This window comes from Halomonas sp. 328 (assembly GCF_015645095.1).
In the GTDB taxonomy this organism is placed as follows: domain Bacteria; phylum Pseudomonadota; class Gammaproteobacteria; order Pseudomonadales; family Halomonadaceae; genus Bisbaumannia.
Genome location: NZ_JADOTW010000016.1, coordinates 1 through 18563, shown reverse-complemented (window position 1 = coordinate 18563; position 18563 = coordinate 1). Strand labels below are relative to the sequence as shown.

At 67.8% G+C, this 18563-nt stretch carries 20 protein-coding genes and 3 tRNA genes; 8 read left to right on the top strand and 15 right to left on the bottom strand.

Annotated elements, in window-relative coordinates; genetic code table 11:
- Positions 1 to 17: 17 nt before the first annotated feature.
- The 8 genes from thpD to IHD13_RS09595 form a co-directional block, all read right to left on the bottom strand.
- Positions 18 to 953, bottom strand: a complete 936-nt coding sequence (gene thpD / locus IHD13_RS09630) for an ectoine hydroxylase (RefSeq protein WP_195860830.1) — start codon at positions 951 to 953, stop codon at positions 18 to 20.
- Positions 954 to 1198: 245 nt separating this feature from the next.
- Positions 1199 to 1274, bottom strand: a tRNA-Thr gene (locus IHD13_RS09625).
- A 62-nt stretch (positions 1275 to 1336) separates the two neighbouring features.
- Positions 1337 to 1411: transfer RNA gene (locus tag IHD13_RS09620), tRNA-Gln, on the bottom strand.
- Between the two features lie 6 nt (positions 1412 to 1417).
- Positions 1418 to 1493: transfer RNA gene (locus IHD13_RS09615), tRNA-Phe, on the bottom strand.
- A gap of 73 nt (positions 1494 to 1566) precedes the next feature.
- The gene (locus IHD13_RS09610; protein WP_195860829.1) at positions 1567 to 1839 is read right to left on the bottom strand and encodes an oxidative damage protection protein; all 273 of its coding nucleotides are present in this window, start codon (positions 1837 to 1839) and stop codon (positions 1567 to 1569) included.
- Positions 1840 to 1859: 20 nt separating this feature from the next.
- The gene (mutY, locus tag IHD13_RS09605; RefSeq protein ID WP_195860828.1) at positions 1860 to 2945 is read right to left on the bottom strand and encodes an A/G-specific adenine glycosylase; all 1086 of its coding nucleotides are present in this window, start codon (positions 2943 to 2945) and stop codon (positions 1860 to 1862) included.
- 61 nt (positions 2946 to 3006) lie between these two features.
- Complete coding sequence (locus tag IHD13_RS09600; protein WP_195860827.1) at positions 3007 to 5337, bottom strand: AsmA family protein; 2331 nt, start codon at positions 5335 to 5337, stop codon at positions 3007 to 3009.
- A complete protein-coding gene (locus tag IHD13_RS09595; RefSeq protein WP_195860826.1) occupies positions 5334 to 5786 on the bottom strand; it encodes an acetyl-CoA sensor PanZ family protein in 453 nt (150 codons plus the stop codon). The genes IHD13_RS09600 and IHD13_RS09595 overlap by 4 nt, the downstream gene beginning before the upstream one ends.
- A 171-nt stretch (positions 5787 to 5957) precedes the next feature.
- Here IHD13_RS09595 and hisB point away from each other — a divergent pair, with 171 nt between their 5' ends.
- The 5 genes from hisB to IHD13_RS09570 all read left to right on the top strand — a co-directional run bounded on the left by hisB (position 5958) and on the right by IHD13_RS09570 (position 9353).
- Complete coding sequence (gene hisB, locus IHD13_RS09590) at positions 5958 to 6551, top strand: imidazoleglycerol-phosphate dehydratase HisB (RefSeq protein WP_195860825.1); 594 nt, start codon at positions 5958 to 5960, stop codon at positions 6549 to 6551.
- 31 nt (positions 6552 to 6582) lie between these two features.
- Positions 6583 to 7224, top strand: a complete 642-nt coding sequence (gene hisH / locus IHD13_RS09585) for an imidazole glycerol phosphate synthase subunit HisH (protein WP_195860824.1) — start codon at positions 6583 to 6585, stop codon at positions 7222 to 7224.
- Between the two features lie 66 nt (positions 7225 to 7290).
- Positions 7291 to 8049 (top strand): 1-(5-phosphoribosyl)-5-[(5-phosphoribosylamino)methylideneamino]imidazole-4-carboxamide isomerase, encoded by a 759-nt coding sequence (gene hisA, locus IHD13_RS09580; RefSeq protein ID WP_195860823.1) that lies wholly within the window; start codon positions 7291 to 7293, stop codon positions 8047 to 8049.
- 3 nt (positions 8050 to 8052) lie between these two features.
- Positions 8053 to 8826, top strand: coding sequence for an imidazole glycerol phosphate synthase subunit HisF (hisF, locus tag IHD13_RS09575; RefSeq protein WP_195860822.1), 774 nt, complete (start codon positions 8053 to 8055; stop codon positions 8824 to 8826).
- A 17-nt stretch (positions 8827 to 8843) separates the two neighbouring features.
- Positions 8844 to 9353, top strand: a complete 510-nt coding sequence (locus tag IHD13_RS09570; protein WP_195860821.1) for a hypothetical protein — start codon at positions 8844 to 8846, stop codon at positions 9351 to 9353.
- Between the two features lie 13 nt (positions 9354 to 9366).
- On the opposite strand, the gene IHD13_RS09565 is transcribed toward IHD13_RS09570, so the two are convergent.
- Positions 9367 to 9963 carry a YjaG family protein gene (locus tag IHD13_RS09565; RefSeq protein ID WP_195860820.1) on the bottom strand — a complete coding sequence of 199 codons (597 nt, stop codon included), beginning with the start codon at positions 9961 to 9963 and terminating at the stop codon, positions 9367 to 9369.
- A 28-nt stretch (positions 9964 to 9991) separates the two neighbouring features.
- Positions 9992 to 10300: an MGMT family protein gene (locus IHD13_RS09560; protein WP_195860903.1), complete on the bottom strand. Its 309-nt coding sequence runs from the start codon at positions 10298 to 10300 to the stop codon at positions 9992 to 9994.
- Positions 10301 to 10320: 20 nt separating this feature from the next.
- Here IHD13_RS09560 and IHD13_RS09555 point away from each other — a divergent pair, with 20 nt between their 5' ends.
- Positions 10321 to 10995, top strand: a complete 675-nt coding sequence (locus IHD13_RS09555; protein ID WP_195860819.1) for a type 1 glutamine amidotransferase — start codon at positions 10321 to 10323, stop codon at positions 10993 to 10995.
- Here the strand turns inward: IHD13_RS09555 and mnmH are convergent.
- The 4 genes from mnmH to IHD13_RS09535 form a co-directional block, all read right to left on the bottom strand.
- Positions 10985 to 12079 carry a tRNA 2-selenouridine(34) synthase MnmH gene (gene mnmH, locus IHD13_RS09550; RefSeq protein ID WP_195860818.1) on the bottom strand — a complete coding sequence of 365 codons (1095 nt, stop codon included), beginning with the start codon at positions 12077 to 12079 and terminating at the stop codon, positions 10985 to 10987. The two genes, IHD13_RS09555 and mnmH, sit on opposite strands and share 11 nt — an antisense overlap.
- Complete coding sequence (gene selD / locus IHD13_RS09545) at positions 12076 to 13113, bottom strand: selenide, water dikinase SelD (RefSeq protein ID WP_195860817.1); 1038 nt, start codon at positions 13111 to 13113, stop codon at positions 12076 to 12078. Before selD ends, mnmH begins: the two co-directional genes overlap by 4 nt.
- A gap of 242 nt (positions 13114 to 13355) precedes the next feature.
- Positions 13356 to 14732, bottom strand: a complete 1377-nt coding sequence (radA, locus tag IHD13_RS09540) for a DNA repair protein RadA (protein WP_195860816.1) — start codon at positions 14730 to 14732, stop codon at positions 13356 to 13358.
- 317 nt (positions 14733 to 15049) lie between these two features.
- The gene (locus tag IHD13_RS09535; protein WP_195860815.1) at positions 15050 to 15499 is read right to left on the bottom strand and encodes a copper resistance protein NlpE N-terminal domain-containing protein; all 450 of its coding nucleotides are present in this window, start codon (positions 15497 to 15499) and stop codon (positions 15050 to 15052) included.
- Between the two features lie 184 nt (positions 15500 to 15683).
- Here IHD13_RS09535 and IHD13_RS09530 point away from each other — a divergent pair, with 184 nt between their 5' ends.
- Positions 15684 to 16187: a MarR family winged helix-turn-helix transcriptional regulator gene (locus IHD13_RS09530; protein WP_195860814.1), complete on the top strand. Its 504-nt coding sequence runs from the start codon at positions 15684 to 15686 to the stop codon at positions 16185 to 16187.
- Here the strand turns inward: IHD13_RS09530 and IHD13_RS09525 are convergent.
- The gene (locus IHD13_RS09525; RefSeq protein ID WP_195860813.1) at positions 16184 to 17074 is read right to left on the bottom strand and encodes an AEC family transporter; all 891 of its coding nucleotides are present in this window, start codon (positions 17072 to 17074) and stop codon (positions 16184 to 16186) included. The two genes, IHD13_RS09530 and IHD13_RS09525, sit on opposite strands and share 4 nt — an antisense overlap.
- Before the next feature lie 108 nt (positions 17075 to 17182).
- On the opposite strand from IHD13_RS09525, the gene hisC reads away from it, so the two are divergent.
- Complete coding sequence (hisC, locus tag IHD13_RS09520; protein WP_195860812.1) at positions 17183 to 18235, top strand: histidinol-phosphate transaminase; 1053 nt, start codon at positions 17183 to 17185, stop codon at positions 18233 to 18235.
- The last annotated feature ends 328 nt before the right edge of the window (positions 18236 to 18563 follow it).

The window sequence follows — 18563 nt, the reverse complement described above, 5'->3', positions numbered from 1 at the left end:
CGGACGCCCCCTGGCCCTCAGGGGCGCCAGCGGCCGTCCGGGCGGTGGGCCAGGAACTCGGGGCGGCGACGCTTTGCCGCATAGGGCGCCACGCAGGCGTTATCGCACCGGTTATAGACGAAGAAGACGTTGCTGCGCGGGTCCGGTGACATATTGGCATTGGAGCCGTGCAGCACATTGCAGTCGAAGAGCAGCAGGCCGCCGGCGGCCCCGGTGGGAGCCTCGATGCCACCCCGCTCGATCAATCGGCTCAGGGCCTCGCGTCCCGGCACGCCGAAGCGCTGCTGCTTGAGGGACTGCTTGTGATGCGCCTCCGGCGTCTCCCCCAGGCAGGGCACGAAGACCCGATGGGAGCCGGGGATCAGCATCAGCGGGCCATTGAAGGCGTGGTTCTCGGTGAGCACGATGGAGGCGCTGACCGCCTGCATGGCCGGCATGCCATCCTCGGCGTGCCAGGTCTCGAAGTCGGAGTGCCAGGCGAAGCCCTGGCCCTCGAAGCCCGGCTTGTAGTTGATCCGCGACTGGTGCACATAGGCCTCGCCGCCGAGGATCTGCGCCACCCGCCGGGTGAGGCGCGGGTCCTCCGCCAGGCGCCGGAGCCGCTCGGAGAGACAGTGCACCGCGAACAGCGAGCGGACCTCCTGGCTATGGGGTTCGGTCACGGCGAACTCCTTGCCACGGAAGTCGTCCCGGGCCAGCAGGGCGCTCAGCTCTGCGCGCAGCGCCTCGACCTCCTCGGCGTCGAGGAAGTCCGGTTCGAAGAGAAAGCCCTTCTCCTCGAACTCGTCGAGCTCGGCCGCGCCGAGGGGGCCCGCCAGGTGGCGCCCCTTGACCACCGGCTCCTGGCGCTTCAGCCAGGGCATGTCGAGGGGCCGCGCCAGGCGGGTGGGATAGGGGTCCTGATGCTGGTTCAGGGGGGCATGAACGGTACGGGATGCGGTCTGTACTGACATCCAAATCACCTCCAGAGGCTTGTGATCGGGGTCTCAGGTTCAGTCCGGCAGTACGGTGAAGTGCCGAGAGTGTGCCGGCCTTCCGGGGCACGACGTTATCGAGGTAGGGGCACCGGAAGCGGCTTTCAAGTCCGCCCGAGCGGACGGTGGACGCCTTGTGGAAAGGCGGTGGACAAGCACAAAAAAGCCGCCTCGTGGGCGACTCTCCTGATGTGCATAAGGTCTTGATGGGATTGCAATTTCGTTGGTGCCGGCACCAGGAGTCGAACCCGGGACCTACTGATTACAAGTCAGTTGCTCTACCAACTGAGCTATGCCGGCGTGGGCACTGCCTTGCAATCCTGCACCTTACACACGGTGCTACGAGAAACTGGGTTGGCGAATGGCTGGGGTACCAGGATTCGAACCTGGGAATGCCGATACCAAAAACCGGTGCCTTACCACTTGGCGATACCCCAGCAGCGTGGTGGCCAGAGAGGGAATCGAACCCCCGACACGGGGATTTTCAATCCCCTGCTCTACCGACTGAGCTATCTGGCCCCTGCCAACGGAGACGTATTTAACTAGAAAGCTTTCTCCGGGTCAAGCCTTTTTCTTTCAGAACCTTGGCGACCTAGTTCGAGGGGGGCACATAGCCCTCCGCCTGGTCGGTGTCGCGGTTATCGAGGAAGCGCTCCATCTGTTCCATCAGGTAGGCCCGCGCCCCCGGGTCGAGCATATTGAGGTGCTTCTCGTTGATCAGACGGGTCTGCAGGGCCTGCCACTCCTCCCAGGCCCGCTTGGAGACACTGGCCTGGATCTCCTGGCCCTTCTTGCCGGGTAGCGGTGGAAAGGGCAGGGCTTCCAGCTCCTGCTGGTACTTGCGGCACATCACGGTCTGGGTCATGGGGTCTCTCCTGCTTGGGGTCAGGCCAGCAAGTCATCGCCGAGGGTGTCCAGCAGCGCCTTGACCGGCGCCGCCAGGCCCACGCTGGCCGGTTGTCGGGGGTTGTACCAGAGGCTGCCCGGTTCTGTCACCGCCGCCAGCCGCCGGGTACGCGCCGGACGCGGCGTGATCTCGAGACGAAAGTGGCTGAAGACATGGGTGAAGGAGGACCAGGGGAGCTCCAGCTCGGCCCCGGGCGCATGGCTGTCGAGCCAGGCCAGCAGGGCCGCCTCTTCCTCGAACTGGGGAAAGCACCAGAGCCCGCCCCACAACCCCGTGGGGGGACGCTGCCGGAGCAGTACCCGCCCCTCGGCGTCGCGCAGCAGCAGCATCTGGGTGGCACGCACCGGCGTCGCCTTCTTCGGCTTGGCCTCGGGGAAGCGTTGCTCCTCGCCCCGGGCATGGGCCAGGCAGACGTCATCGAAGGGGCAGCGCCCGCAGTCGGGCTGGCCGCGCCGGCACAGGGTGGCGCCCAGGTCCATCATCGCCTGGGTGTAATCGGGGAGCCGCGTCTCGGGGGTGTAATGCTCCGCCAGGGCCCAGAGGCGGCGTTCCACGGCGCTGCGCCCCGGCCAGCCGGGCAGAGCATGCAGCCGGGTCAGGGAGCGCTTGACGTTGCCGTCGAGGATCACCGCCCGGCGTCCGGTGCTGATGGCGATGATGGCTCCGGCGGTGGAAGGCCCGATGCCCGGCAGGTCGGCCATGGCCTCCAGGCTATGTACCGGAAAGTCGCCACCGTGCTCGCTGGCCACCACTCGGGCGGCCTGATGCAGGTTGCGTGCCCGGGCGTAGTAGCCGAGCCCGGTCCACAGGTGGAGCACCTCGTCCTGGGGGGCCTCGGCCAGGGCTTCCACCGTCGGGAAGCGTGCCATGAAGCGCTCGTAGTAGGGGATCACCGTGGCCACCTGGGTCTGCTGCAGCATGATCTCCGAGACCCAGACCCGGTAGGGGGTCTTGTCCTGCTGCCAGGGCAATTGCTTGCGGCCATGGGCATCGAACCAGGCCAGCAGGCGACGCTGGAATTCGTCGGAAGAGAGAATGGGGGACACGGTCTGCTCGTCGGTCATGGGCTGTCACGCATAAAAAAGCGCCGACACGGGGTCGGCGCAGGGACTGGCTTTCTGATGCTCAGTTGAATAGACCCCGCAGGGTGTCGCGAAGTTCCTCGCCGGCACCTTCACCGAGGCGCTCCTCGAGGCGGCGAGTGGCGTCATCCAGCCGACGCTCCACCTCTCGGGAGGCCCGCTCGGTGGCTTCGTCGCGCACCAGCTCGCCCACCACCTGGCGGAACGCCGAGCGGTCGAAACCACACCAGTCGCCGGGGGCCTCGTCCAGGCTACCGACGCAGCGCACCGGCAGCGGCACCCGCTCGAGGCGCGGATTGACCGGGCAGGCGGCGTCGGCGCCATCCACGAAACGCGCCCGGGCGGCATAATCGAAGCGCCGGGTCACCAGGTTGAGCTCCCCCTCGCCACCCAGGGCGATGCCCGGCACGGCGATATCCAGGTCGTCGTTGTGCACCACGCCATCGCGGATGGTCAGGCTCGCCTGGATGCGTTCGAAGCGGGTGTCGTCGCTCCACTGACGCTCGCTCTGGCGTCCTTCCAGGGCCGCCACCAGCTCGCACATCTCCCGGGAGACATTGACGTCGAGCATGGCGCCATCCTGGATGCGCAGCGCCAGCTGCCCATTGAGGTGATTGGGCCAGCGCTCGATACGCTCGCCTCGGGTGGTGAGTTCTCCCTCCAGGCTGAGACGACCACGCAGTGGCGACGCCTCGTCCAGCAGGGCGCGATAGACCGGTGCAACCTGAACCCGCGCCAGCTGCGGGGTCAGGGACCAGCGCACCGGCGATTCGCTCTGATCGAGGGCGCCGCTGGCCTCCAGGGTGCCATCGTAGAGGCGCGCCTCCAGGCGCTCCAGGCGATGCCGCTGACCTTCCCCGGCCAGCGCCAGGCGCACCTCGTCGAGTTCCAGGGCGAAGGCCTTGAGCTGCCCCAGAGCCAGTTGCCCGTCGAGGCTCAGGCCTTGCAGCCACTCCAGCGACAGGCCCCCGGCCTCCTCGCCTTCGGCATGGGCCGCCGACACCCCGGGCAATGCGGCCTGGGCCTCGCCGACGGTATCGGGAGGCAGGTAGCGGTCGAGATCGAAGCGGTCACCCTGCAGCTCGAAACCGAGTGCCGAACCATCCAACTGGGCCCCCAGGCGGCCGGTGAAGGTGGCCCCATCCAGCACCAGGGTCAGGTTGGTCAGCTCGAGTCGCGAGGGATCGCCACGCAGCGGACTGGTCAGGGCCACATCGGCGAAGACATTGTCATCCCGGGTCTCGGGCAGGAGGTCGAAGCGGTTCAGCCAGGGGCGCAATGACAGCGGCGCGAGGCGCACCTGGCCGGTGTAGCGGGGCGACTCCAGCACCTGGCTGGCGGTCAGGTTGCCATTGAGGCGCAGGCCGTCGGGGCCCTCCAGTTGCAGGTCGCGGAGCATGATTTCCTGGGTTCCCAGGTCGGCATCGGCGACGAAGCCCAGGCTCAAGGAGAGCGGCGAGGCGCCCAGTTCGGGGTGGGAGAGTCCCAGTTCCAGCTGCCCACCCTCGGCGCTGTAGCGTCCCTGGGCCGGCTCGGCGACCAGCTCCGCCAGCCTCAGGTCGAGGCGCTGGCGGTGACCGGCGAGCTCGGCCAGTTCGGTGCGGGTGGTCAGGCTGGCATCCTCCAGACGATAGCGGCCATCGGCGAGGCCCAGGCGCACTCGACCATCGAAGCCCACTTCGCTGGTATAGAGGGGCGGCGTCTCGTCGTCGTGGTCCTGGGGATAGGTACGCAGGGTAAAGCCGCTACGCAGCGGGAAGGCGCGACTCGGATTGACCTGGGTACCGGTGATCTGCAATGCCTCGGCATAGAGGTGCAGCCCCTGCTGATGGTCCTCGAAGCGGACCCGGCCATCACGCAGCTGGACACTGGCGATATTGAGGGCCACCGCCATGCCGGCCTCCCCCGGGGCGACGCCGGCGGCGGCCGGGGCCAGCACCCGCTCGGCGGCCTCCTCTCCGTCGAGGCGTTCCAGCAGGGTCTCCCAGTTGCCACGCCCCTCGGCATCACGTTCCAGGTTGAGGCGCATGCCATCCAGGGTCAGTCCCTCGATAGCGATCATGCCACGCAGCAGGGGCGTGAAGGCGAGGCTCACCTCGGCCTGGGCAAAGGCCACGAAGGGCTCTTCCTCCAGCGCCTGCTCCGGCAGCCAGGCCTCGGCCTCGGAGACGCTGACCCCCAGGCGAGGGTAGAAGGACCAGCTCAGGGGCCCCTCCAGGGCCAGCTCCAGGCCGCTCTGGTCGCGCACCACCTGAATCAGCCGCGGCTTGAGGTCATTGGGGTCGAAGAAGGTGGTGACGTAGATCACCGCCGCCACCATCACCAGCCCCAGCACGCCGACCACCGCCAGCAGGGCTCGCAGCAAGGCTCTCATGGGGTACCTCCCGTGGCCGGCGGCTCGAACTGGAAGTAACGACCATCCGTCGCGGGGCGATAGCCCAGTCGCGACAGCAACAGTTGATCGTCCAGGGTCAGGGTCTCGCTGGCGATGCGCAGCACCCGTCCCTCGCGGTTGGCGGCCTCCCCCACCAGGGCCAGCAGGCGGGAGCCCACGCCGCGACGGCGGGTCGTCTTGCGCACGCAGATATTGGCCAGCCACCAGGCCTCGGGGTCTTCCATGACCGCCACGGCGCCCAGCAGGCGGTCGTTGAAACGGGCACAGCAGAAGGTCCCGCGGGACTCCAGGTGTTGGCGAATGTAGTCATCGGCGGGCAGCGGCAGGCGCTGCGCCGGCGCGTCGGCATAGATACGCGAGAGGTCGAGGGCCACCTGGGCATCCGCCGCCCAGGTGGCGTGATCGACCCTGTGAAGGGTAACCGGCATGTGCTGTCTCCATGGGCCGGAGCGGCGGCTCCGGCCGCCCATCGATGCCTGGCATTGTAGCGGATGGGGGGGGCGATTCTCTATAATGGAGGGCTCGACAGGGGACCCGCTCTCGCGGGGGCCCTGCCCTATCGTTTCCATGCATGCGCCCAGCGCAGGAGTTCAGTCGTCATGTCCGAGCGTATCGCCACGGTGTCCCGTGATACCCAGGAGACCCAGATCACGGTGAGCGTGAACCTCGATGGCCAGGGTCGGCTCGAGTGCGAGACCGGTGTGCCCTTCCTCGACCATATGCTCGACCAGGTGGCGCGCCACGGCCTGATCGACCTGCAGATCAAGGCGGTGGGCGACCTGCATATCGACGACCACCACACCGTGGAGGACCTGGGCATCACCCTGGGCCAGGCCTTCGCCAAGGCGATCGGCGACAAGCGCGGCATCTACCGCTATGGCCACGCCTATGTGCCCCTGGACGAGGCCCTCTCGCGGGTGGTGGTGGACTTCTCCGGGCGCCCGGGGCTGTTCATGGACGTGGAATTCACCCGCGCCAGCATCGGCCGCCTGGATACCCAGCTGTTCTGGGAGTTCTTCCAGGGCTTCGTCAATCATGCCCAGGTGACCCTGCATATCGACAATCTCAAGGGCTTCAATGCCCACCACCAGGCGGAGACCATCTTCAAGGCCTTCGGCCGCGCCCTGCGCATGGCGGTGGCCGAGGATCCCCGCATGGCCGGCCAGATGCCCTCCACCAAGGGCTGCCTGTGAGTCCCATCGCCCACTTGCCGAGGAGTGTTTCATGACCATCGCCGTTATCGACTACGGAATGGGCAATCTGCATTCGGTCGCCAAGGCGCTGGAGCATGTCACCCAGGAGAACGTCATCATCACCCGGGATGCGCGCTGCATTCGCGGCGCCACTCGTTTGGTGCTGCCGGGCCAGGGCGCCATCCGCGACTGCATGGGCGAGCTGGAGCGCAGCCAGGTCAAGGGGCTGGTGCAGGAGCTGCTGGCGGAGGCGGACAAGCCGCTGCTGGGGATCTGCGTCGGCCAGCAGATGCTCCTCGACGAGAGCGAGGAGAACGGCGGCGTGGCCTGCCTGGGCCACCTCCCCGGCCGGGTCAGGCGTTTCCCGGCCGATATGCACGACGCCCAGGGCGAGCGCCTCAAGGTGCCGCACATGGGCTGGAACCGGGTCGACCAGCACCACGAACACCCCCTGTGGGCCGGTATCGAGAGCGGCGAGCGCTTCTACTTCGTGCACAGCTACTATGTGGACGCCGCCGAGGACGACACGGTGTTCGGCACCACCGACTACGGCAGCGTCAAGGCCCATGTGGCCATCGGTCGTGGGCCGGTCTTCGCGGTGCAGTTCCATCCCGAGAAGAGCGCCAGTGCCGGCCTGCGCCTGCTGGAAAATTTCGTGACCTGGGAGCCCTGAGGCACCCGGGCATCGCGCCATGATCAACGCTAACACTCGCGCCCCAGGGCGCCACGAGGACACGACATGCTGGTAATTCCCGCCATCGATCTCAAGGACGGCCAGTGCGTGCGGCTCAAGCAGGGCCGCATGGACGACTCCACCACCTATGGCGATGACCCGGTGGCCATGGCCGCTCGCTGGGTCGAGGCCGGCGCCCGCCGCCTGCACCTGGTCGACCTCAACGGCGCCTTCGAGGGCACCCCGGTCAACGGCGAGGCGGTGACCGCCATCGCCCGTGCCTACCCGGAGCTGCCGATCCAGATCGGTGGCGGCATCCGCAGCGCCGCCACCATCGAGCACTACCTGGACGCCGGGGTCTCCTACGTGATCATCGGCACCAAGGCGGTCAAGGAGCCGGCCTTCGTTACCGAGATGTGTCGCGCCTTCCCCGGCCACGTGATCGTCGGCCTCGACGCCCGGGACGGCTTCGTCGCCACCGACGGCTGGGCCGAGGTCTCCGAAGTCAAGGCCAGCGACCTGGCCAAGCGCTTCGCCGATGATGGCGTCTCCAGCATCGTCTACACCGACATCGCCCGGGACGGCATGATGAACGGCGTCAACGTCGAGGCCACCGCCGCCCTGGCGCGGGAGAGCGGCCTGCCGGTCATCGCCTCCGGCGGCGTCACCAACCTGGACGATATCCGCGCCCTCGGCGCGGTGGCCGGCGACGGCATCCTGGGGGCCATCACCGGACGCGCCATCTACGAGGGCAGCCTGGATCTCGCCGAGGCCCAGCGTCTGTGTGACGAGCTGGGCGATCAACTCACCCAGGCCAGGAGCTGAACCATGGCACTCGCCAAGCGCATTATCCCCTGCCTCGACGTGGACGCCGGCCGGGTGGTCAAGGGCGTCAACTTCGTCGGCATCCGTGATGCCGGCGATCCGGTGGAGATCGCCAAGCGCTACAACCAGCAGGGCGCCGACGAGATCACCTTCCTCGACATCACCGCCAGCCACGAGGGCCGCGACACCACCGTGGAGATGGTCGAGCGCATCGCCGGCGAGGTGTTCATCCCGCTCACCGTGGGCGGCGGCATCCGCAGCTGCGACGATATCCGCACCATGCTCAATGCCGGGGCCGACAAGGTCTCCATCAATACCGCGGCGGTGACCGACCCGGAGTTCGTCCGCGAGGCCACCGAGCGCTTCGGCAGCCAGTGCATCGTGGTGGCCATCGATGCCAAGCGGGTCTCCGCGGAGGACGAGGCGCCGCGCTGGGAGATCTTCACCCATGGCGGGCGCCGCCCCACCGGCCTGGATGCGGTGGAATGGGCCAGGAAAATGGTGGAGTACGGCGCCGGCGAGCTGCTGCTGACCAGCATGGATCGTGACGGCACCAAGGCCGGCTTCGACCTGGGGGTGACCCGGGCCATCTCGGACGCGGTGAGCGTGCCGGTGATCGCCTCCGGCGGGGTAGGCAACCTGGCCCACCTGGTGGAGGGGGTGACCCGGGGCGGCGCCGACGCCGTGCTGGCCGCCAGCATCTTCCACTTCGGCGAGTACAGCATCCCCGAAGCCAAGCACTTCATGGCCGAACACGGCATCGAGATGCGTCTCTGACCTTCCCTGGAGTCACCATGCAACGTTCATGGAGTGAACGACCGAGAATCGCGGCGGGCATGCTGCTCGCCACCCTGCTGCTGACGGGTGGCCAGGCTCTGGCCATGCCGAGCCTGGAGTACGAGCGCACCCGCCTGCAAACCAGCCTCTATACCACCCATTTCAGCCCCCGGGACGATCACAACAACCAGCAGGACCTGATCGGCGTGGAGGTCCACGACAGCGCCCGCTGGTTCGCCGGCACCGCCTGGTTCAAGAACTCCTTCGACCAGCCTACCTGGTACTTCTACGCCGGCCGAGAGTTTCCCTTCTGGCAGCCCAGCGACACCCTGGAGGTGCGCGGCAAGCTGACCGGCGGGCTGATCCGCGGCTACAAGGGGGAGTTTCGCGACAAGATCCCCTTCAATCGCTACGGCATCGCCCCGGCCCTGCTGCCCAGCGTCGGCGTGCGCTGGGAACGCCTGGACGCCGACCTGATCGTCTTCGGCACCGCCGGGGCCATGGTGACCCTGGGCGTCAGCTTCTAGGCTCAGCTCCTTCTCAGCCCTGATCCAGTGACAACCCCAGATTACTGACCCCTTCGTTACGGCCCAGCCGGCGCAACGCCTTGAGGGCCTCCCGATCCAGGGGGGCCTCCACCGCCTCCAGCACCGCCGCCTGGAAGTCGTGCTCGTCATCCATCAAGGGGTGCTGACGAATCAGCGCCGCCAGGCGCTGGGCATCCTCCTCTCCCTCGGTCAGCTCGATCAAGGCCTGAACGCCACTTCGGGAGAGCTCGCTCACCTCGAGTACCGCCTCCGGTGCCTCGCCCCTGAGGCTGTCGAGACAGGCCGCCAGGGCCATCACCGCCTCCAGGGCACGCCGCGCCCCGAAGCTCTCGTCCTCGGCGGGGGGCTCCAGCTCGGCGAGCTTCTCGGCCTGGCGCTCGAAGTCGATGCGCGCCTCCCTGACCAGCAGCGCCTCCCAGATCAGGTCCCGTACCACCCGCAGGGCCACCGGGTCACCCTGGCCCGTGGCCTCGGCATAGAGACCATAATTGGGGGCCAGGCGCTCCGCCAGGGCCGCCATGAAGGCCAGCCCCTGGCGACGATCCAGGGCACGCAGGCGCGGCCGAAAGCCGCCGTTGGCATCACTCATACACCATCCTTATTCGGTCAATCGCCCCTCAGGGCCAGAAGAAGCGCTCGGGGACTCGGCCCCGATCGTCGAAGTCGATGCCCTCGCCCTCCAGCAGGGCCCGCTGGCAAGCCGCCCCGGGGTGCGCGGCGAGGCGTCGGTCGCTGCGGATCACCCGCTGCCAGGGCAGGCCGTGACCGGCGGGCAGCTCGCCCAGGGCCCGCGCCACCAGGCGCGGGGTCAACCCCTCCGCCAGGGTGGCGATGCGCCCATAGCTGGTCACCCGCCCGGGCGGAATCGCCGCCACTATGGTATAGATCGCCTCCCGGCGACTCGCCCCCTGGTGCGGCGGCCGCATTTTCGTCACCCTGGACTCCTATGCATATCTACTTCCTGCAACACCATGCCAGCCTGGGGCCGGCGCGCCTCAAGGACTGGCTGAACGGCATGGGCCATAGCCACAACGTCTGCCACCTGGACGAGGCCCTGCCACGGCTGGCGGACTGTGACGCCCTGGTCCTGCTCGACGGCCCCCAGTCGGAGGATGCCCCGGAACTGGCCCGGGAGCGCAAGCTGGTCGAGCGCGCCCTGAAGGGCGGCAAGCCGCTGCTGGGCATCGGCCTGGGCGCGCGGCTGATCGCCCGGGCCCTGGGTGCCACCGTCTCCCGGGGCACCTACCCGGAGGTGGGCTGGCACCCCCTGACGCTGGCCCCGGAAAGCCCCTTCGACCTGCCGGAGCGCTTCGAGGCCTTCCTCTGGCAGAGCCGTATCTTCGGGCTGCCGGAGGAGGCCCTGCCCCTGGGCGCCACCCCGGCCGGACCGCTTCAGGGCTTCGCCTGGGATGGCGGTCGGGTGGTCGGCCTGCAGTGCCACCTGGAGAGCACCGCCCAGAGCGCCGCCGCCATGCTGGCCCTGAGCCCGACGGCCTTCGCCGCCTCTTCGAGCCCGACGACCCACCTCCAGACAGCGGAGGCGATTCTCGCCGAGCCCAGGCGCTTCGACCGCCAGGCGGCGCTGCTGGATCGGCTGCTGGCGCAGTGGCTTAGCCGCTAACGTTCTCTCGGCCCCACTCCCGGGCCGCCGCCAGGCAGCTCTCCCAGTCGCCCACATGCAGGAAGGTCTTGTCCTGCTTGTCGAGCTGGTGGCGATAGAGGGGGTCGTAGTATTCGGTGAGCAGCGGCGCCAGCCAGGCCTCGTGGGCCCGGGCATCGCCGCGCTCGTGTTCGCGGAAGGCCAAGGCCTGGAGGCGCTGCAGGCGCGCCAGCCGGGCATGGCCCAGGCGCTTCCTGAGCCGCCCCAGGGCGGTGGCCAATTGCTTCCGCATCAGCGCCCAGCCCAGCCAGTCGCCGTACTGGGCGCGATAGAGCGTCCAGAGGTCGTCGATATAGTCCTTGCGGATCTGCTCGAGGCGCCAGTCCAGGGGCATTTCCACTCGCAGCCGCGGCGCCCGCTCCATGGCGCGCCAGAAGCTCAGGGGAATATTGGCGGCGCCGATATGCCGTGACTCGTCCTCCACCACGCTGCCGCCGTCGATCTCCAGCAGGCGCAGCCCCATGGCGTGCTCGAAGTCGATCTGGGAGGGCGCCGGCAGCGGATGGCGACCGAAGGCCGAGCCCTTGTGACGGGCACAGGCCTCGAGGTCCAGGCCATTGTCCAGGGCCTGGATCAGGGTGGTCTTGGCACAGCCGGTGAGCCCGCCCACCACCAGCAGGGGGCGCTCGGCGGCGGCCTCGATGCGCGCGCAGAGGGCCTGGCGCATCGCCTTCCAGCCGCCGCGAATGCGCGGCCGCTCGAGGCCCGCCTCCAGCAGCCACTGCTGGGCGATCTGCGAGCGCAGCCCGCCCCGGAAGCAGTAGACGATGGCATCCGGGTGCGCCGCCAGCAGGGCCGTCCAGGCCTCGACCCGCGCCGCCTTGATGCCGCCGGAGACCAGCCGCTGGCCGAGGACGATGGCCGCCTCCTGGCCGCGCTGCTTGTATTCGATGCCGACCCGATGACGCTCCTCGTCATCCATCAGCGGCAGGTTGACAGCGCCGGGCAGGGCGCCCTGGGCGAACTCCACCGGGGCACGCACATCGATCAATACCCGCCCCTGGCGCAGCAGCTCGAGGCTCGGCTCGATCAGCGGCAGACTCACCCTCGTACCTCGATGCGTGCCTCGCCCCGGGCCGCGATCACCTCGCCGAAGGGGGTCAGGCTCAGCTCGTGGGCGCGACCGATCCGCTCCACGTCGTCGGCCCAGGAGGGGTGGACGGAGAGCAGCAGGCCACCGGAGGTCTGGGGATCACAGAGCCACTGCCAGTGGGCCTCGTCCATCTCCGGCAGGCTGGCCCCCAGGGCCTGGCGATTGCGCCCGGTACCGCCGGGCACGGCGCCCTGGCGACGGTATCCCTCGGCCTCGGCCAGCCGCGGCAGCTTCTTGAAATCGAGGCGCGCGGCGACGCCACTGGCCTGGCACACCTCCACCAGGTGGCCGGCCAGGCCAAAGCCGGTGACATCGGTCATGGCATGCACCCCCTTGACCCGGGCCAGCTCGGCGCCGATGGCATTGGCCTGGAGCATGGTCTGGCGGGCCAGCCCCTGGTGACCCGCCGCCAGCAACCCTTTCTTCTCGGCGGTGGTCAGCATGCCCACCCCCAACGGCTTGGTCAGATAGAGCAGGTCACCCACCTGGGCGCCCTTGTTGAGCTTGAGGTGCGCAAGATCGACCAGGCCGTTGACCGCCAGGCCGAAGATCGGCTCCGGGGCATCGATGGAGTGGCCGCCGGCCAGCGCCAGGCCCAGTTCGCGACATACCGCCTGGGCCCCGGCCACCACATCGCCGGCGATCTCCGGCCCCAGCTTGTCCAGGGGCCAGCCGAGGATGCCGAGGGCCATCACCGGAGTGCCGCCCATGGCATAGACGTCGCTGATGGCGTTGGTGGCGGCGATGCGTCCGAAATCGAAGGGATCATCGACGATGGGCATGAAGAAGTCGGTGGTGGCGATCATCCCGCGGCCATCCCCCAGGTCGTAGACGGCGGCGTCCTCGCGCCCCTCGTTGCCGACGATCAGCCGGGCATGGCTGGCCCCGGGGCCGGCCTTGGCGAGAATGCCATCGAGGACGTTGGGGGCGATCTTGCAGCCGCAGCCGGCGCCGTGGCTGTACTGGGTCAGGCGGATGGCACTCATCTCGTTCTCCTAGCAGGCTTTGGGTCAATTCTAGCGGCTCGCCGGGGGCAGTTATAGCGGCGCCGGGGCACTATCAGGGCTATCGCAACTAGCATGCTTTCTCCTCGGAGGCCCGGGGCTACCCTGGGGACAGGCCATCGCGGGGCGCTGTGAACCCCTCCCTGGGCGCTACTTTTGCCATCCTTGGTCAAAAAACCCCGCTCCACCCTGCCCCCAGCTCCCCCTAGCATTCCTGAAAGAAGCTATAACGCCTCCAGGGCCTCGCTCAGCTTATCCACGGCGACCACTTCCATCCCCGGCGGGGCCTGCTTGGGGGCATTGCCGCGGGGCACGATGGCCCGGGTAAAGCCGTGCTTGGCCGCCTCGACGATGCGCTCCTGGCCGCTGGGCACCGGGCGGATCTCGCCGGAGAGGCCCACCTCACCAAAGACCACCAGTTCCTTGGCCAGGGCCCGCCCCTGGAGGCTGGAGACCACCGCCAGCAGCACCGCCAGGTCGGCGCTGGTCTCCAGTACCTTGACGCCGCCCACCACGTTGAGGAAGACGTCCTGGTCGCCGGTGAAGAGGCCGCCATGGCGATGCAGCACCGCCAGCAGCATGGCCAGGCGGTTGGCATCCAGGCCCACGGCGACGCGTCGCGGATTGCCCAGGGGCGAGTCGTCGAGCAGCGCCTGGACCTCGACGAGGATCGGCCGGGTGCCCTCCCAGACCACCATCACCAGGCTGCCGGGGCTCTGCTCCTCGCCCCGGGAGAGGAAGATGGCGCTGGGGTTCTTCACCTCCTTGAGGCCGTGCTCGAGCATGGCGAAGACGCCGAGCTCATTGACCGCGCCGAAGCGGTTCTTCTGCCCGCGCAGGGTGCGAAAGCGTGAGTCGGCGCCGCCTTCCAGCAGCAGGGAGGCATCGATCATGTGCTCCAGCACCTTGGGGCCGGCCAGGGAACCATCCTTGGTGACATGGCCCACCAGCAGCAGCACGGTATTGGAGCCCTTGGCGAAGCGGGTCAGGGCCGCGGCGGACTCGCGCACCTGGGCCACGCCCCCCGGGGCCGAGGAGATATCCTCCAGATGCATGGTCTGGATGGAGTCGATCACCAGGATCTCGGGGCGCTCCCGCTCGGCCACCGCGAGGATGGTCTCGACGCTGGTCTCGGCCAGCATCTTGAGCCCCTGGGTGGGCAGCTGCAGGCGATGGGCGCGCATTGCTACCTGGGAGAGCGACTCCTCGCCGGTGACATAGAGCACCCGACGCCCCTGGGCCAGCTTGCAGGCGGTCTGCAGCAGCAGGGTCGACTTGCCGGCGCCGGGGTGCCCGCCCAGCAGCACCGCGGAGCCCGGCACCAGGCCGCCCCCCAGGACCCGGTCGAACTCATCGAAGGTGGAAGAGAGGCGCGGCACCTCGGAGAGGTCCACCGCCGAGAGATCCACCACCTCCCGGGAGGTCACCCCCGCATAGCCGCTGCGTCCGGTGGTCGCCGCCGCCGGGGCACCGGGGCGCGCCGGCGCCAGGCGCACCTCACTCAGGGTATTCCACTCGCGGCAGCTGCCGCACTGACCCTGCCACTTGCTGTACTCGGCACCGCACTCGGTGCACACGAAGGCACTCTTCGCCTTGGCCATCTTGCCTCCCCACTATTCGCGGCACTGCCCCCGCCACTGGCTATATTCATCACTACACTCGATACACACGAAGGCACCCTTCACTCGATGCACACGAAGGCACCCTTTACCTTGACGCCTTGGCCATCTTGCCTCCCCACTATTCGCGGCACTGCCCCCGCCACTGGCTGTATTCGTCACTACACTCGATGCACACGAAGGCACCCTTTACCTTGCCGCCTTGGACATTTCGCCTTTCTCTCTTCTCGACTCCCCGGGAATGCAACGACGCGGGGCGGCCCTCAGGCCGCCCCGCACTCTTCAGACACCGGCCCCTCTTAGAGACGGCGCAGGCGCAGCATGTCGCTGTTCTGGAAACGGCGACGCTGGGGATCGATCAGCTCCAGGGTCTGCTCGTCGAGCTTGAGGAAATAGTAGATCTGCCCCTCACCATCCGGCGTCAGCTCATAGACGGTGGCATCTGGATCGGTAGCGGTACCACTGAGCACTTCCCAGTTACCGGCATAGTTTTCATCCGGCGGATTCTGGGGGTGCTCACGGTAACTGGCCTGGAGCGTGAAGGTGCGTGCTTCCATGCTGGAACGCTCCTCCCCCTGGAGTCGCACATCCAGGTCGATGCCGGCGCAGTTGCGGCATGGCAATGAGCCCTGGTAGGCGGTTTCGCCCTCGGCGAGGCCAACGCCGTTCTGCGGTTCCATCGGTCCGGCGGCACAGCCAGCCAGGGTGAGGGCAAGCGCCGCACCGGCCAGCATCATCGGGGTTCGCATGAGCATCCTCCTCACGGGTAAAAAATCGTGGTGAAACAAGGGTGATTCCCCAAGCATAACGGTATCGGCGCGACATCGACAGCCCGGGACGGCCACTCGCCAGTGGCCATATAGAGTCTGACGCGACGCTGGGGTAGGATAATCACGCATTCTTCCCCCACCAGGGCGGCGACCGAGAGACTCCATGACCACCGATCACGACCCGCACCCCTCTGTGCATGATCCGGCCCCCGCCAAGACCGAGCTCGATCTCAACCAGTTCCTGCCCTACCGCCTCAATAGCCTGGCCGACCGCATCAGCCAGGCCCTGGCACGCATTTATGAAGAGCGATTCGGCATCAAGGTGGCCGAGTGGCGGATCCTGGCCTGGCTCAGCCACTGCGACACCCTGACGGCCAAGAAGGTGGGCCAGTACACCGGCATGGACAAGGCACGGATCTCCCGGGCCATCCAGGCGCTGGAGAACCGCGGCCTGATCCACCGCACCCCTTCGGCCGAAGACCAGCGAGTGCACTTCCTGCACCTGACCGCCGAGGGCCAGGCACTGCTGGACGAGCTGATCCCCCTGGCCCATGACTGGGAGGCGGAACTGGTCAGTACCCTCTCCACCGGCGAATACCGCGACCTGCTGCACCTGATGGGCAAGCTCGACCGCCAGCTGACGCGCCTGGAGGAGCGCGGCGACTAGCCGGGCACGACATAGGCAAAGACCGCCGCCAGCACCAGGGGCATGACCACCAGGCTGCCCAGGTTGCCCACCAGCACCAGGGAGGCCACCCGCTGCGGCTCCTGGCGATACTGCTCCGCCACCAGGTAGTTGAGCACCGCCGGCGGCAGGGCAGCGAAGACCCAGAGCACCGCGGCCTGGAGCCCCGTCAGGCCCAACCACCAGACCATCGGTGCCGCCAGTACCAGGCCGCTCAACGGACAGAGCAGGGCCCCCAGCAGGCCGGTACGCCAGTCACGCAGATCGATATCCAGCATCCGCACGCCCAGGGCGAAGAGCATCAGCGGGATGCACACGCCCCCCAGCAGGTGCATGGCCTCCAGGAGCCACTCCGGTAGCATCATGCCACTCAGGTTGACCGCCAGTCCGGCGAGGCTGGCCCCGACGATGGGCAGGCGCAGCAATCGCCATAGCGGCGTGCCGGGATTGAGCAGATAGAGCCCTACCGAGAAGTGCAGCAGCATCTCGATGATAAAGACCACTACCGCCGCCGGCAGCGCCGCCTCGCCGAAGGCCAGTACCATCAGCGGCACCCCCATGTTGCCGGCGTTATTGAACATCATCGGCGGCAGAAAGGTCTTGGTGTCCATCTTCAACCAGCGCGCCACCGGCCACAGCAGCAGCCCCGAGCCGAGCACCACCACCACCGCCGCCAGGGCGAGCCCCGCATACTCCTCCAGGGGCGCCTGGCCATCCGCCAGCACGGCGAACACCAGCAAGGGCACGAAGAGCTCCATGTTGAGGGTATTGAGGCCACGGATGTCCGGGGTGCGAAAACGGCCATAGAGGGCCCCGCAGCCGGCGATCAGGAAGACCGGCAGCAGGGTGGCGAGAATCTTGGCGATCATTCCAGGCTCCTGTATCAGCCGCGCCAGATTAACACGTCGGTGGCTTGCGCCGGGGAAGCGCCGGGGTCAACATGACGGGACTCTATTATCCAGTCGATGCGAGAGACCATGAGCAAGCTATGGAGCCCCGCGGTGCGGGAGCTGACGCCCTATGTTCCCGGCGAGCAGCCCCGTGAACAGCTGATCAAGCTGAACACCAACGAGAACCCCTACCCCCCGGCACCGGGCGTCGGCGAGGTGCTGCGCGACTTCCCCACCAACCATCTGCGCCTCTACCCCGATCCCGACTCTAGCGCACTGCGCGAGGCCCTGGCCCGGGAGCACGGCGTCGAGGCCGCTCAGGTCTTCGTCGGCAATGGCTCCGACGAGGTGCTGGCCCTGGCCTTCCAGGCCTTCTTCTGCCAGCCACGCCCCCTGGGCCTGCCGGCCATCACCTACAGCTTCTATCCGGTCTACTGCCGTCTCTACGGCATCGACTATCGCACCCTGGCCCTGGATGACGCCTGGCGAGTCCCCCTGGAGGCCCTGCCCGCCGATAGCGGCGGCATCGCCTTCGCCAACCCCAATGCCCCCACCGGCCACGGCCACTCCCGCGAGGCCATCGCCGGGCTGCTCGAGCGCGTCACCGACTGCGTGGTGCTGGTGGACGAGGCCTATGTGGATTTCGGCGGCGAGAGCGCCGTGCCCCTGGTGGATGACTACCCCAACCTGCTGGTCACCGGCACCTTCTCCAAGTCCCGTAGCCTGGCCGGCCTGCGCCTGGGCTACGCCATCGGCTCCCGGGAACTGATCGAGGGACTGGAGCGGGTCAAGAACTCCTTCAACTCCTACCCCATCGATATGCTGGCCAGCGCCGCGGGCATCGCCGCCCTGGAGGACAAGGCGCACTTCGAGGCCTGTCGCGAGAAGGTAATCACCACCCGGGAGCGCACCCGCCAGCGCCTGGAAAGGCTGGGCTTCGAGGTACTGCCCTCCCAGACCAACTTCCTGCTGACCCGGCACCCGGAACAGGATGCCGCCCAGCTATTCGTCGGGCTGCGCGAGCGGGGCATACTGGTGCGTCACTTCAATACCGAGGCGCTGCGTGACTTCCTGCGTATCTCCATCGGCACCGAAGACGAGATGAATCACCTGATCGAGGCCCTGGAGACACTCTGCTAGGACGATATGGGCCGGGCCCCCGGCCCATCATGACTAAAAAGCTCCGGTCTCTTGCGAGCCGGAGCTTTTTAGTTGATAAGATCCCAATATGAAAAACCCCGACCATCTGATGATGATCGGGGCTTTTCTGAATAAGTGCCTGACGATGATCCGGCCGGCGCTCCGGGCGCCGGGCTCCGGCGGGCGGCGTTCCGCTACGCTCCATGGGAGACCCCCAAACGACGAAACCCCAGCCTCTTTCGAAGCTGGGGTTTCTGAATAAGTGCCTGACGATGACCTACTCTCGCATGGGGAGACCCCACACTACCATCGGCGCTGAGCGGTTTCA